This window comes from Mycobacterium sp. MS1601 (assembly GCF_001984215.1).
In the GTDB taxonomy this organism is placed as follows: Bacteria; Actinomycetota; Actinomycetes; order Mycobacteriales; family Mycobacteriaceae; genus Mycobacterium.
Genome location: NZ_CP019420.1, coordinates 4,414,645 through 4,427,962, shown reverse-complemented (window position 1 = coordinate 4,427,962; position 13,318 = coordinate 4,414,645). Strand labels below are relative to the sequence as shown.

The following is a 13,318-nucleotide window of genomic DNA, read 5'->3' as shown; positions in this document are numbered from 1 at the left end:
AACTGTGTAGATAGTTCGAAACCGGCGCTCGTTGCAGTTAGTATGCTCTTAATCAGAGTGATGCACCGATCAAGATGACAATGGAGGCGTGATGCCGACTGCCAAGGAGGAGACCTCATCCCCGGGCGACCGCAAGCTGCGGTACCAGCATGTCTACGACCTGGTGCTGAACATCGTCGGAGAACAGGGCCTCAACCCCGGTGACCGACTGCCCTCCACCGCCGAGCTGGCCTCGCTCGCCGGTGTCAGCACAATGTCGGTCCGCCGCGCTCTCGACGAACTGGAACGCGCGGGCAAGATCAAACGCCGACAGGGCCTGGGCACTTTTGTCGCCGCCCCCCGGATCGCCAGCGATCCCACCCGACCGGGCGAGCTGCTGGACACGTTGATCGACGAAGGCGGCGGGCTTCCGAGCGTCACCACGTCACTGATCACCGTCGGTGTGGGCCTACCGAGCTCGACCATCGCCACCGCTCTGGGAGTTGATGCCGGACAACCGGTGTGGGAGATATGGCGCCGACGTGAAATCGGCGGTGCCGACCGGATTCTCGAGCGAGCCGTGCTGCCGCTGTCACGGGTTCCGGCGATCGACCACGATTTGTTGGCCAGGGGTGAGTCGCTCTATCGTTTCATCGAAGAACGCTACGGTCTCAGCGACGACTACACCGAGCAGGCCTTCGAGGTGGACACCCCCAGCAGCTGGGAAGCCGAACAGCTCGGCGTGGAGCCCGGCGCCCCCATCGTCCGAGTGCGCGGGGTGAGTTTCGACAAGGACGGCAACGCGTTTGACTGCTTCGACCAGTGCTACAGCGCAACCAAGTTCACGTTCTACACCAGCGGACAGACCCGTCATCGAATTCTCGGCCCCTCGGAGCTCTCGAACTGGTCCGTGGCACCTCTGACCAACCCCCACTACTGATCCGGCGACGACCAACGCACGTTCGTCGCACCTGCGCCATCACCTCGTCGGCTGCTTGCAGCATGCCGTCAGCTCGGGATGGGCAGCCGAACTGTCGGCAGATAAATCAGGAGAACCAACGTGCGAACAACGATCGTCGGCGCCGGCGTCATCGGACTGTCGTGCGCCTACGAGCTCGCGGCCGCGGGCCACGACGTCACCGTCGTCGACGCGGCAGCGGCAGGCACCGGATCCTCGGCAGGCAACGCGGGCTGGGTCACTCCGGTATTGGCCACCCCTCGAGCGCATCCCGGCGTGCTGACCGACGCCGCCTCCAGTTTCTTCAGCAAGAACGGACCTGCACGACTTCACCCGCACTTCGATCTCGGATTCGCCTCATGGGTAACACAATTCCTGCGAGCCAGCACCGCCAGGCGTAACAACGAGGGCACCGCGGCACTACAACAGCTCGCCGCCCGAGCCGTCGCCGCGTATGACTCCCTGCGCGAGCGCGGGGTGTTGTTCGAAGAACACACCGACGGTCTGGCGGTGGTGTTCAAACAGCAGCGCGGCCTCGAACACTTTCGTCAGGTGATCACCCGGATGCGTTCGCTGGGTTACGTCGGAGACGTCGCGCTGCACCGGGGCCGCGAGGTGGCCGAGTTCGACCCGGCGATCAGCTCCGATGTTGCCGGGGTGCTCCACGTCCGGGCCGAGCGGCACGTACGACCCGAGACACTGACTCACGGTCTGGCACAGGCATTCCTGGACAACGGCGGGACCCTGATCGAGGGAGACGGGGTGCGGGCCATCCGCGCACCCGGCACGGGCCCATGGACCACCGAAACTGCCGGGGGACGTGAAATAGTTTCCGACACCGTCCTTGTCGCAGCGGGAATCGCCAGCACGTCGCTGTTACGCCCCATGGGGGTGACGCTGCCCATGGAAGCGGCGAAGGGGACGAGTATGACTGCCGTCGGCGAGGGCACAGTGCCCCGGCATCCACTCAAACTCTACGAAAACATGGTCGCCTGCTCACCTTTCGGCAACTCGGTACGACTGTCCGGCACGTTCGACATCGGGGCCAGAGACCACGTCGTCAACAAGGACCGCCTCGACATGGTGATCCGGCATGGACTGAGCTACCTCCAGAACTGGCGACCCACCCGCATCGAGATCAGATGGGTCGGGCACCGCCCAACGACGTGTGACGACCTTCCGGTGATCGGTCCCGTGCCCGGCCGTCCGGGGCTCTACGTCGCAACCGGGCACGGGACGCTGGGCGTCACACTGGGTCCGGTCACCGGAGCACTGGTCGCCGACGAAATGTCCGGCACCGCAGTGCACAACGTTCTCGACCCATTCCGCATCACTCGCTTCCCTTGATCCGCTAGGAGAACCCCAGAACCATGAGTGCCCCGGTCCATGCCGTCGCCGGAAATTTCCACGCTCCCATTCCCCAGGTCGAGCCGGTGCGCGCCTACCGTCCCGGATCGGTCGAAGCAGGCGGCGTCACGCGGGAAATCACCCGCCTGTCCGGCCTGACCCAGCAGATTCCACTGTCCATCGGCGGCGAGACATTCATGACAGACCGAACCGAACCTGTTGTCTGCCCGCACCATCACACCACGGTGCTCGGTGAGCGCAGCGTTGCCCGGGTGCACCACGTCCAATCCGCGATCGAAGCCGCCCTCACGGCACGACGAAGCTGGTCGACCCTGCCCTGGTGGGAGCGAACCGCGGTGTTTCTGCGCGCCGCCGAACTGGTCACCGGCAAGTACCGCAACGAGATCAATGCCGCCACCATGGTGAACCAGTCCAAGACGTTCCATCAAGCCGAGATCGACGCTGCCTGTGAGTTCGCGGACCTGTTGCGCTTCAATTCGTTCTGGGCAGAAGGCATCTACTCCAACCAACCGAAGTCTGTCCAGGGCGAGAACAACTATCTCGACCAACGCGGGCTCGAAGGCTTCGTGCTCGCGGTGACGCCGTTCAATTTCACCAACATCGCCGCGAACCTGCCTGCGACAGCGGCATTGATGGGCAACACCGTGGTGTGGAAACCGTCGGAGAAGTCCGCGGTGAGCTCTGATGTGGTTCGCCGCATCTTCGACGAGGCCGGTCTGCCGCCGGGAGTGATCAACACCGTCCATGGAGATGGGGAGCTGGTCACCGACGTCGCGCTGGCACACCCGGAACTGGCCGGGCTCAGTTTCACCGGCTCCACCGCCGTCTTCCGCCGGCTCTGGAAGAAAGTGGCCGACCATATCGACGACTACCGCGGCTACCCACGGATGGTCGGTGAAACCGGCGGCAAGAACGCCGTCGTTGCGCACGTCTCCGCCGATCCAGATGCCGTGATCGCCGGGCTGATCCGAGGCGCTTTCGAATTCCAGGGGCAGAAGTGCTCTGCAGCCTCCCGTGCCTACATTCCGCGCAGCCTGTGGGCCACCATCCGGGAATCCCTGGCCGAGCAGACCGAGGCGCTGACGATGGGTGATGTGGCCGACCACCGCACCTTCGTCGGCGCCCTGATCGACGAAGCCGCCTATGACCGCGTGACCGCGGCGATCGAGACGGCCAAAAACCTTGCGTCGCATACGGTGATCGCCGGGGGCCGAGCCTGCAAAGAGGTCGGATACTTCGTCAGACCGACCATCTTCGAGTCAACCGACCCCACCGCCTTCACCTTGACCACCGAGTTCTTCGGTCCGGTGCTCACCGTGTACGTGTACCCGGATCAGGAGTGGACCCAGATGTTGCACCTGGTGGATTCCACCAGCCCCTACGCACTCACCGGTTCGGTGTACGCGACCGACCGGGCAGCCATCGGCGAGGCCCTGTCCGTGCTGCGAGACGCGGCGGGATATGTGGCCATCAACGACAAACCGGCCGGAATGACGATCGGCAAGCAGCAGTTCGGTGGCGCCCGCGCCTCGGGCACCAACGACAAGATCGGTTCGCCGCTGTCGCTGCAGCGCTGGGTCAGCGGGAGGTTCGTCAAGGAGAACCTGCTGCCCGACACCGACTTCCGTTACCCCTACATGCCCGACTGATCCCAGCGCGCGGTGAGCACGCCGAGCGCCCCCAGCGCCACGGCCGCCGCGGTGGACGTCCGTAACACCGTCGGGCCCAGGCGCACTACGTGCGCGCCCGCGTCCACCAACGCGCTCAACTCGTCCCCGGTGAGCCCACCCTCGGGGCCGACCACCAAGGTGATCGAATGCGCCTGCGCCAGATCGATGTTCGTCAACGGCACAGTTGCGGATTCATGCAGCGCCAGCGTCACGCCATCCAGGTTCTTCACGACGTCGGCGGTGGAAGCCACCCCGTCGATCACGGGGATGAAGGCGCGGCGGGACTGGCGCGCCGCCGAGCGGGCGACCGCACGCCAACGTCGTAAGCCCTTGTCGGCCTTGGGGCCATCCCACCGGGCAACGCAACGGGCTGCCTGCCAGGCCACGAACGCGTCGGCGCCGGCTTCGGTGGCCAGTTCGATCGCCAGTTCGGAGCGTTCGGCCTTCGGGATGGCCTGCACCACGGTGACGGTGGGCGTTGGAGCCTGCTCCACGCGGCGGTCCATCACCCGGGCCTGCAGTCCCCGTTTCTCGACGGTTTCGACGGTGCAGTCGGCCAGAACCCCGGCGCCGTCGCCGAGAACGATGCGCTCACCCACCCGGATGCGGCGCACGCTGGCCGCGTGGAAGCCTTCGTCACCGTCGAGGCTGGCCAGCGCCCCGGCGTCGGGAACGGCGTCGAGGTAGAAGACCGGGTCAGACACCGGCGCTAGCGACCGCTGAATGTCTCACGCAGGCGGCTGAAGATGCCGCCGTTGTGCCCGGCACTCGAGTGGGTGGACTTGACCTCGGCGACGTCGCGGGTGCGGTTGTTCTTCAGATCGCGCAGCAGTTCGGTGTCACGGCCGTCCAACTTGGTCGGCACGACGACGTTGATGTGGCCGTGCAGGTCACCGCGCACGCCGGACCGCAGATGCGGCATACCGTGCCCGCGCAGGGTGCTGACCGATCCCGGTTGGGTGCCCGGCGGGATGGTGATCTCAGTCAGTCCGTCGAGGATGGCATCCACCGTGACGGTGGTGCCCAGTGCGGCGTCGACCATCGGGACGTCGATGGTGAAGTGCAGGTCGTCGCCGTCACGCACGAAGATGTCGTGCTGATCTTCGTGGACTTCGACGTACAGGTCGCCTGCCGGGCCGCCGCCGGGGCCCACCTCGCCCTGGGCGGCCAGCCGCACGCGCATACCGTCGCCGACGCCTGCCGGGATCTTGACGCTGATCTCGCGGCGGGCACGCACGCGGCCGTCACCGCCGCAGCGGTGGCACGGGTCAGGGATGACTTCACCCACGCCACGGCAGGTGGGGCACGGGCGGGACGTCATCACCTGGCCGAGCAGTGAGCGCTGGACACTCTGCACCTCGCCGCGGCCACCGCAGGTGTCACACGCGACGGGTGTGGAGTCGCCGTGGGTGCCCCTGCCCTTGCAGAGGTCGCACAGCACGGCGGTGTCCACGGTGACCTGCTTGGTGACGCCCGTCGCGCACTCGGTCAGATCCAGCCGCATCCGCAGCAGCGAATCCGAACCGGGACGCACCCGGCCGACCGGGCCGCGCGAGCTGGTGCCCGCACCGAAGAACGCCTCGAACACGTCGCCGAGCCCACCGAAACCGGAGAAGCCGTTGGCCCCGCCGGCCGCCGCGTTCTCCATCGGGTCACCACCGAGATCGACGATGCGCCGCTTCTCTGGGTCGGAGAGCACCTCGTAGGCGACGGAGATCTCCTGGAAGCGCACCTGAGCGGCCTCGTCGGGATTGACATCGGGGTGCAACTCGCGGGCTAGCTTGCGATAGGCACGCTTGATCTCCGAATCGCTCGAGCCCTTGCTCACGCCGAGCAGACCGTAGTAATCACGTGCCACGCTGTTTCACACTTTCCTTGCTAGCGGGTGCCCAAGACTTCACCGATGTACAGGGCAACCGCCGCAACGCTGGAGATGGTGCCCGGGTAGTCCATCCGGGTGGGTCCGAGGACGCCCATGCCGCCGTAGACCGTGTCCATTGTGCCGTACGTCGTGGACACCACCGACGTGCCCGCCATCTGCTCGTGTTCGGTCTCGTGTCCGATCCGCACCGTGACCTTGCCTGCCTGCTGCTGAGCGGCCAGCAACTTGAGCACGATCACCTGCTCTTCGAGCGCCTCGAGCACCGAGCGCAGCGACCCGCCGAAGTCCGCGGTGTTGCGCGTCAGGTTGGCGGTGCCGCCCATGAGCAGGCGCTCCTCGGTGTGCTCCACCAGCGTTTCCAGCAGCACCGTGGCCGAACGCCCCACGGCGTCACCCAGCCCACCGGACCCGTCGAGCTGGCTGGCCAGATCAGCCACCGCGATCGAGGCGGCGGAGAGCTTCTTGCCGTCGAGGGCCCCACCGAGCATCTCGCGCAGTTGTCCGAGCTGGTGCTCGTCGATGGGATTGCCGAGTTCGACGATGCGCTGGTCGACGCGGCCGGTATCGGTGATGACCACCAGCAACAGCCGGGCCGGCCCCAGCGACACCACTTCCAGGTGCCGCACCGTGGACGTCGACAACGTCGGGTACTGGACAACGGCGACCTGGCGGGTCAGCTGGGCCAGCAACCGCACCGCGCGACGCAGGACGTCGTCGAGGTCGTGCCCGGATTCCAGGAAGGTCAGAATGGCGCGGCGTTCGGACGCCGACATCGGTTTGACATTGTCCAGGCGGTCGACGAACTCGCGGTAGCCCTTCTCGGTGGGGATGCGGCCGGAACTGGTGTGCGGCTGGGTGATGTAACCCTCAGCCTCCAGCACCGCCATGTCATTGCGGACGGTGGCGCTGGAAACGCCCAGATTGTGGCGCTCGACCAAGGTCTTGGAGCCGATCGGTTCCTTGGTGGAGACGAAATCGGCCACGATGGCGCGCAAGACCTCGAAGCGTCGGTCATCGGCACTGCCCATTCTGTCGCACCTCCTAAGTCTTGCCATTTTACGGCGTCGGCCAGCACTGATGCTCGTCCGGCGGCCTCGTGGCGAGGCGAACCCGCGTATCGGTGGCAATCCCGGCCGTAACGACTAGCCTTTCGTCATGGCCAAGACAATCGGGGGGCCGATGAGCGGGGGGCCGCAGCGCTGGGGCACCGTGGGGACGGGTCTTCGATGATCTTCAAAGGCGTGCGCGAAGGCAAGCCGTACCCCGAGCACGGCCTGTCCTATCGCGACTGGTCGCAGATCCCGCCACGCCAGATCCGCCTCGACGAGTTGGTCACCACCACCACGGTGCTGGCGCTGGACCGGTTGCTGTCGGAGGATTCGACGTTCTATGGCGACCTGTTCCCGCACGCTGTGAGATGGAAGGGCATCGTCTACCTCGAGGACGGACTGCACCGCGCCGTGCGGGCCGCCCTGCGGAACCGCACCGTGCTGCACGCACGCGTCTTCGACATGGATCTGCTGGCCCCCGTCACCTGAGTCGGTCAACGGATCCGGGAGTTTGTCGGGTCGTAGAGCGCCTTGAGTGACACCGTGATCGGGTGCAGCGTCCCCCGACGTTCACCTGATAGCTGCCGCCGTTGACCCATGCCGCGTCGATGACGGCGCCGCCGGCACGCAGATAGGCCAACCCGACGCACCCGCCGGTGGTCTCACCCCACGCCGCCGAGGTGACCTGCCCGGCCACCGCCCCGTCGCGCAGGATCAGTTCGCCACCCCAGAGCATGGCATCGGGGTCGTCGACCTTGAAGCTGACGCATCGCTTGCGTGGCCCCTGGGCCTTGGCCTTCTCGACGGCTTCGCGACCCAGGAAGTCGATGTCGGTGTTGAGCTTGCAGGCGAACAGCAGGCCTGCTTCGACAGGATTCTCACTCGGCGTCAGCTCGCGGCCGAACGCCCGGTAGCCCTTTTCCAACCGTAGGGAATCTATGGCGTAGTAGCCGCCGCGGCCGATCCCGAACTGCTCCCCCGCTGTCAGCAGGTCTTCATAGACTCCGACCGCGAACTCTGCGGGAACGTAGAGCTCCCAACCCAATTCGCCGACGTATGTGATGCGGGTGGCCCGCACCGTGGCGTAGCCCAGCGAGATCACGCGGCTGCTGCCGAAGGGAAAGGCGGCATCGGAGAGATCGGCATCGGTGAGGCCGGCGAGCAGATCTCGCGATCTGGGGCCCATGACGCCCAGCACCGCGTAGGCGGACGTGACGTCGACGACGGTGGCGTTCAGCCCGTCCGGGATGTTCTTCCTGATGTGGTCCTTGTCGCGTTCGGTGGTCGCCGCGCTGGACACGATCAGGAATTCTTCTTCGCCGGTGCGGGTGACGGTGACGTCGGATTCGTAGGTGCCACGCTCGTTGAGCATGCCGGTGTAGACGGCGCGGCCGGCCTCGACGCCGATGTCGGCGGTGCACAACCACTGCAGCGCGGCTTCGGCATCCGAGCCGACCACCAGGTACTTCGAGAACGACGTCTGGTCGAACACGGTGACGCTCTCCCGGGTGGTGGTCTGCTCGGCGGCCGACCACGGCAGCCAGTTCGGCTTGCCCCAGGAGTACTCGATCACGGGCAACTCCCCAGGCGGGGCGAAGAAGTTGGCTCGCTCCCAACCCATTCGGCTGCCGAAGTTGGCTCCGGCGTCGGCCAGCAGGTGATGAACTGGTGAGCGCCTGAACGGCCGCGCGGTGGTCATCTCCCGGTTGGGCCACGGCACTTCGTAGTGCAGTCCCAGGATCTCGGCCACCCTGTCATGCAACCAGCGGTTGTTGCCGTTGAACGGCGCGAAGCGGCGAATGTCGACACCGGTCATGTCACCGGTGGGAGCACCGCCGACAATCCACTCCGCCAATGCCCGTCCGGCGCCGCCGGAGGTGGCGATGCCCACGGAGTTGAATCCGGCGCCGACGAAGAAGTTGGCGCATTCGGGTGCCTCGCCGAGAATGAACTGGTTGTCCGGGGTGAAGCTCTCCGGACCGTTGTAGAACTTCTTGATGCCGGTGACTTCGAGGGCCGGGATCCGCAGCAGTGCATTGTTCATCAGGATCTCGAAGTGTTCCCAATCCTCGTCCAGCAGCTGGAATTCGAAGGGGTAGGGAATCTTGTCCGGCGACACCCAGGGTTTGGCAACGGGTTCGAATCCGCCGATGACCAGGCCGCCGACCTCTTCCTTGAAGTAGGTGTAGCCGTCCGGGTCACGCAGGATGGGCAGGTCGGGATGCACTCCGTCGATGTCCTCGCTGACGACGTAGAAGTGCTCGGCCGAGTGCAGCGGGACGTTGACGCCGGCCATGGCGCCCACCTGCTTGGCCCACTGTCCCGCGCAGTTCACCACGATCTCGGCTTCGATGTCGCCGGCGTCGGTACGGACCCCGGTCACCCGGGCACCGTCGGTGAGAACATCGAGGACGCGGGTCTTCTCGAACACCTGCGCGCCCCGCATGCGGGCGCCCTTGGCCAGCGACATGGTCAGATCGGTGGGATTGGCCCTGCCGTCACCGGGCAGCCAGATGGCGCCCACCAGATCGTCGACCCGCATCACGGGGTAGTGCTCCAATGCCTGCTCCGGCGTGAGCAATTCGCATTCCATACCGTAGGCCGCCGCGTTGGCCACGGTACGGCGCAGCTGGATCATCCGGTCTTCGGTGCGGGCCACGGTGACACCGCCGCACTGTTTGTAGCCGGCTGACAACCCGGTCTCGGCCTCCAGGTCGGCGTACAGCTGGGTGGAGTACTGCACGATGCGGGTGGCACTCTCGGAGGCGCGCAACTGCCCCACCAGACCCGCCGCGTGCCAGGTGGTTCCCGACGACAGCCGGCCCTGCTCCAACAGAACGACGTCGGTGTAGCCGAGCTTGGTGAGGTGATAGGCGACGCTGGTGCCGATGACACCTCCGCCGATGATGACGACGTGGGCGCGATCAGGCAGGGACTTGGTCATGGTTCCTTATTCATTCGGTCGAAGCGGCATTCAGTCGGTTCTGGTGACGTCGGCGAGCAGCCTGCGGAAGTCGGGGCCGTTGAATTCCTCGACGGCGGCGTCGTAACGTTCCATCGCCCACCCCCAGAAGTCGTATTCGATGGGGCACGAGGCATTCTGAATGCACCCCCACAATGTCCAGCCGTACTTGGCGACGATGCCCTGCAGGCGCGCCCTGGCGATCTTGTGGCGCAGCCGGGCCCCGTAGTAGGCGGTCACGAGCTCGTCGAGCTGCTCCAGCGACAGGCCGCACTCACTCCAGATGTTGCCGAGTTCGAAGCAGGGATCGTTGTTACCGGAGTACTCGTAGTCGATCAGCCAGATCTTGTCGCCGTCCTCGACGAAGTTTGCAGCCAACAGGTCGTTGTTGCACGGCACCGTCGTCTGATCGCCCGCCTGCAGCGCTGCTTGGATGTCGGCGAACTTTTCTGCGTGGTCCAGGTAGTCCGAGGGCATGGCGAACCCGTTGTCCTGCACTGTCTTCAAATACCCCGGCTGGCGTTCGAACATGTCGAAACGGCCCTGGAATCGTGGCCCCGCATGCAGGATGCGGCAGCTGGCGGCGGCCTTGGCGATGACGTCCGGACGTTGGAAGTCAGCATTGGACAACGTCTTTCCGTCCACGAAACCCAGCAGCAGAACTCCGAGATCGGGACGGTAGTCGATGACGGGCGCGCCTATCCCGGCCTGCTCGGCAGCCCGGGTGTTGTAATGCTCCTGGTCGCGATCGATCTCCAGGAAGTTGGTACTGGTGTCTGTGCAGCGAGCCACGAAGCGGCCCGCCGCGGTGGTGACCTTGAAGTTGCGATTGGTCAGGCCGCCGGAGAGTTCGACCACCTCGCGGGGACCGGCGAGCGCGGGCAGCTGGTCGAGCAGCGCAGTGACCTCAGCCTCGGTGGACAGAAACGACATACGCACTTCCTCGCAGCCGGCGGACGGTCCGCCTCACTGTATCGCCGGGAGACTTCAAAGGTCTAGACATTCACGTAACGGTCATGTCAACCCGCACCCGCTCCCCCGCGGGGTCGTACAGCGGTCTGTCCAAGACGGTGGCCGGGTATCGGTCATTCATCACCTCCACCTCGAAGTCGTCGTCGTGGATCCCGACGGGCAGGTACGCCGAGAACGTGGTGGTGCCGACGGTGTGACCGTAACCGGCGCTGCGCACACTCACCCTGGTGTCGGTCGGTGTATGAACCAGCATCTCGCCGCCGTGCATCACCACATCGGCGTCGGTGCGAAACCAGCGCAGACGCTGCCGGGGACCTGCGCGCTTGATGGCGCTCAGCGCGGGACCCGCCAACAGTGCCGGCTTGCCTATCTTGATCCGCCCGCCGAGGCCGACTTCGAAGGGGTTGTTGTCCGAGCGCAGGTCGGTAGCCCAGGCCAGATACTGTTTCTCCAGCCGCAGGGTCTCGACGGCACGGTAGCCGACGTCGCGAACACCGTGTGGCGCACCGGCTTCCAGGAGTTTGTCGTAGACGTCGCGAACGTACTCGGTCGGGATGTGGAGCTCCCAGCCCAGCTCGCCCACGTAGGTGGTACGCAGGGCCAGCACGGGAGCCCAGCCCAGATCGGTCTGCCTGGCCGTCATATAGGGGAAGGTGAAGTCGTCGGTGCTCAACGCAGCCACCACGTCGCGCGATTTCGGGCCGCAGACGTTGAGCACTCCGTAGGCGGAGGTGACATCGGAGATCACCACCGACCCATCGGTGGGCGCGTTCTGCAGCAGGAACGTCACGTCGTGGCGCCCGAACCCGCTGCCGGTGACAAGGTAGAACCGGTCCGAATCCAGCCGGGTGATGGTGACATCGGCCTCGATGCCGCCGCGAACGTTGAGCAGCTGGGTGTAGACCACTTTGCCGACTGCGGTGTCCATGTCCGCGCCGGCCACCTTCTGCAACAACCCCAGCGCGCCGGCGCCACTGATGTCGAACTTGGAGAACGAACTCTGATCGACGATGCCGACACCGGTACGCACCGCGAGGTGCTCAGCGGCGATGTACTCCCAAGCATTGCTGCGGCCGAATGTCGGAATCTCCTCGGCGTCAACCGTTCCCGGGGCAAACCAGTTGGCGCGCTCGAATCCGAACTTCGCACCGAACACCGCTCCGCGGTCCCGGAGCCGGTCGTAGATCGCGCTGCGCCGCTGACCGCGGGGAGGGTTGGCCTGCCGGTTCGGAAAGGCAATCGAGTAATAATGGCCGTAGGCCTGCACCGAGGCCAGGTCCAGCACCGTTGGCACGTTCTGCGGGACGCCGAATCGGCGGACGTCGAAGTGCCACAGGTCCAGTCCGGGATCGCCGTCGACGATCCAGTTCGCCATGGCGTCGCCGGCGCCGCCGGCCGCGGCGATACCGGCCGAGAAGCCACAGCAGTGGAAGAGGTTGTCGATATCCTCGGTGAGCCCCATCAGCGGTTCGGCATCCGGCGAAAACGGGATGGGGCCGTTGACCCAGGTGTGAATTCCCATGTCCCCGAACGCTGGTAGGCGATTGGCGGCACCCTCGGCGATACCTTCGAAGCGGTCATGATTCGGAGCGAACAGCTCGGGCCCGAGGTCTCTCGGGATGGTGCGCCAGCAGGCTTTGGTGCCCTCTTCCCAACCTCCGACCACGAGCGCCCCGGCTTCGGGCTTGAGATAGAACCGGGCGTCGGGGTCGCGGAAGGTGGGCAGCTCGGCGGGCAGGTCGGCGAACTTCTCGGTGACCACGTACTGATGCTCGACGGCATTGACCGCGACGTTCACCCCGGCGAGCTTGGCGGTCTCGGCGCCCCACATGCCGGTGGCGTTGACCACCACGTCACACTCGATGCGGCCTTGATCGGTGAGCAGCGCAGTCACCCGTCGGCCGGCCCGCTCGACACGAGAGACCCGGCACTGCTGCACGATGCGCACCCCAGCCGCGCGTGCGCCGGCTGCGAAGGAGAACGTCAGCTGGCTCGGGTCCACATATCCGTCGGTGGGGGTCCAGGTGGCGCCGTACACGCCATCGGTGTTGAGCAGCGGGAAAATTCTCTTGGCTTCGGCCGGATCCACAAGATGGATGTCGAAGCCGTAGCTCTTGCCCTGGGTGTACACCCGCTGCAGTTCCTCCCAGCGTTGCGGGCTGGACGCCACACGGAGACCGCCGACACCGTGCCAGCCGGTGGCATAGCCGGTGACCGACTCCAGCGTCTGGTAGGTCTGCACACTCTTCTGCATCAGCTGGGTCAAACTGGAGCTGCTGCGCAACTGCCCCACCAGACCGGCGGCATGCCAGGTGCTGCCTTCGGTGAGGGCTCGGCGTTCCAGGACGGTGACGTCGACCTTGCCGCGCTGCGCCAGGTGGTAGGCAACGCTGACGCCGACGACTCCGCCACCGATGATCACGATCTCACTGCGGCCGGGAAGGGCCATCTGCTCCGCCTTAGTGGAAAAGAGTTTGT

10 protein-coding genes are annotated in these 13,318 nt (G+C 65.8%); 4 read left to right on the top strand and 6 right to left on the bottom strand.

The annotated features are described in order from the left end of the window. Positions 1-91 precede the first annotated feature (91 nt). The 3 genes from BVC93_RS21390 to pruA all read left to right on the top strand — a co-directional run bounded on the left by BVC93_RS21390 (position 92) and on the right by pruA (position 3,954). Positions 92-919 (top strand): GntR family transcriptional regulator, encoded by an 828-nt coding sequence (locus tag BVC93_RS21390; RefSeq protein ID WP_083739223.1) that lies wholly within the window; start codon positions 92-94, stop codon positions 917-919. Between the two features lie 120 nt (positions 920-1,039). Continuing rightward, entirely contained in the window at positions 1,040-2,284 is a 1,245-nt protein-coding gene (locus BVC93_RS21385) for an NAD(P)/FAD-dependent oxidoreductase (protein WP_192860053.1), read from the top strand. A 23-nt stretch (positions 2,285-2,307) separates the two neighbouring features. After that, positions 2,308-3,954, top strand: a complete 1,647-nt coding sequence (gene pruA, locus BVC93_RS21380; protein ID WP_083739221.1) for an L-glutamate gamma-semialdehyde dehydrogenase — start codon at positions 2,308-2,310, stop codon at positions 3,952-3,954. On the opposite strand, the gene BVC93_RS21375 is transcribed toward pruA, so the two are convergent. From BVC93_RS21375 to hrcA, 3 genes are read right to left on the bottom strand one after another with little or no spacing between them, the layout of a single operon-like run. Continuing rightward, complete coding sequence (locus tag BVC93_RS21375; RefSeq protein WP_083739220.1) at positions 3,939-4,679, bottom strand: 16S rRNA (uracil(1498)-N(3))-methyltransferase; 741 nt, start codon at positions 4,677-4,679, stop codon at positions 3,939-3,941. The genes pruA and BVC93_RS21375 overlap by 16 nt on opposite strands. A gap of 5 nt (positions 4,680-4,684) precedes the next feature. Then, complete coding sequence (gene dnaJ, locus BVC93_RS21370; RefSeq protein WP_083739219.1) at positions 4,685-5,833, bottom strand: molecular chaperone DnaJ; 1,149 nt, start codon at positions 5,831-5,833, stop codon at positions 4,685-4,687. 20 nt (positions 5,834-5,853) lie between these two features. Further along, a complete protein-coding gene (hrcA, locus tag BVC93_RS21365; RefSeq protein WP_083739218.1) occupies positions 5,854-6,885 on the bottom strand; it encodes a heat-inducible transcriptional repressor HrcA in 1,032 nt (343 codons plus the stop codon). A gap of 198 nt (positions 6,886-7,083) precedes the next feature. Here hrcA and BVC93_RS21360 point away from each other — a divergent pair, with 198 nt between their 5' ends. Beyond that, positions 7,084-7,395: a type II toxin-antitoxin system VapB family antitoxin gene (locus tag BVC93_RS21360; RefSeq protein WP_083739217.1), complete on the top strand. Its 312-nt coding sequence runs from the start codon at positions 7,084-7,086 to the stop codon at positions 7,393-7,395. On the opposite strand, the gene BVC93_RS21355 is transcribed toward BVC93_RS21360, so the two are convergent. The 3 genes from BVC93_RS21355 to BVC93_RS21345 form a co-directional block, all read right to left on the bottom strand. Continuing rightward, the gene (locus tag BVC93_RS21355; protein ID WP_236950051.1) at positions 7,388-9,850 is read right to left on the bottom strand and encodes a GcvT family protein; all 2,463 of its coding nucleotides are present in this window, start codon (positions 9,848-9,850) and stop codon (positions 7,388-7,390) included. The two genes, BVC93_RS21360 and BVC93_RS21355, sit on opposite strands and share 8 nt — an antisense overlap. 30 nt (positions 9,851-9,880) lie before the next feature. Continuing rightward, positions 9,881-10,801: a choline/ethanolamine kinase family protein gene (locus BVC93_RS21350; RefSeq protein WP_083739216.1), complete on the bottom strand. Its 921-nt coding sequence runs from the start codon at positions 10,799-10,801 to the stop codon at positions 9,881-9,883. Between the two features lie 70 nt (positions 10,802-10,871). Beyond that, a complete protein-coding gene (locus BVC93_RS21345) occupies positions 10,872-13,289 on the bottom strand; it encodes a GcvT family protein (RefSeq protein ID WP_083739215.1) in 2,418 nt (805 codons plus the stop codon). Positions 13,290-13,318 lie beyond the last annotated feature (29 nt).

Excerpts from the sequence above, each read along its gene's own strand:
- BVC93_RS21390 (WP_083739223.1), top strand. The coding sequence starts at position 92 with ATGCCGACTGCCAAGGAGGAGACCTCATCCCCGGGCGACCGCAAGCTG.
- pruA (WP_083739221.1), top strand. The coding sequence starts at position 2,308 with ATGAGTGCCCCGGTCCATGCCGTCGCCGGAAATTTCCACGCTCCCATT.
- hrcA (WP_083739218.1), bottom strand. The coding sequence starts at position 6,885 with ATGGGCAGTGCCGATGACCGACGCTTCGAGGTCTTGCGCGCCATCGTG.
- BVC93_RS21360 (WP_083739217.1), top strand. The coding sequence starts at position 7,084 with ATGATCTTCAAAGGCGTGCGCGAAGGCAAGCCGTACCCCGAGCACGGC.
- BVC93_RS21355 (WP_236950051.1), bottom strand. The coding sequence starts at position 9,850 with ATGACCAAGTCCCTGCCTGATCGCGCCCACGTCGTCATCATCGGCGGA.
- BVC93_RS21350 (WP_083739216.1), bottom strand. The coding sequence starts at position 10,801 with ATGTCGTTTCTGTCCACCGAGGCTGAGGTCACTGCGCTGCTCGACCAG.
- BVC93_RS21345 (WP_083739215.1), bottom strand. The coding sequence starts at position 13,289 with ATGGCCCTTCCCGGCCGCAGTGAGATCGTGATCATCGGTGGCGGAGTC.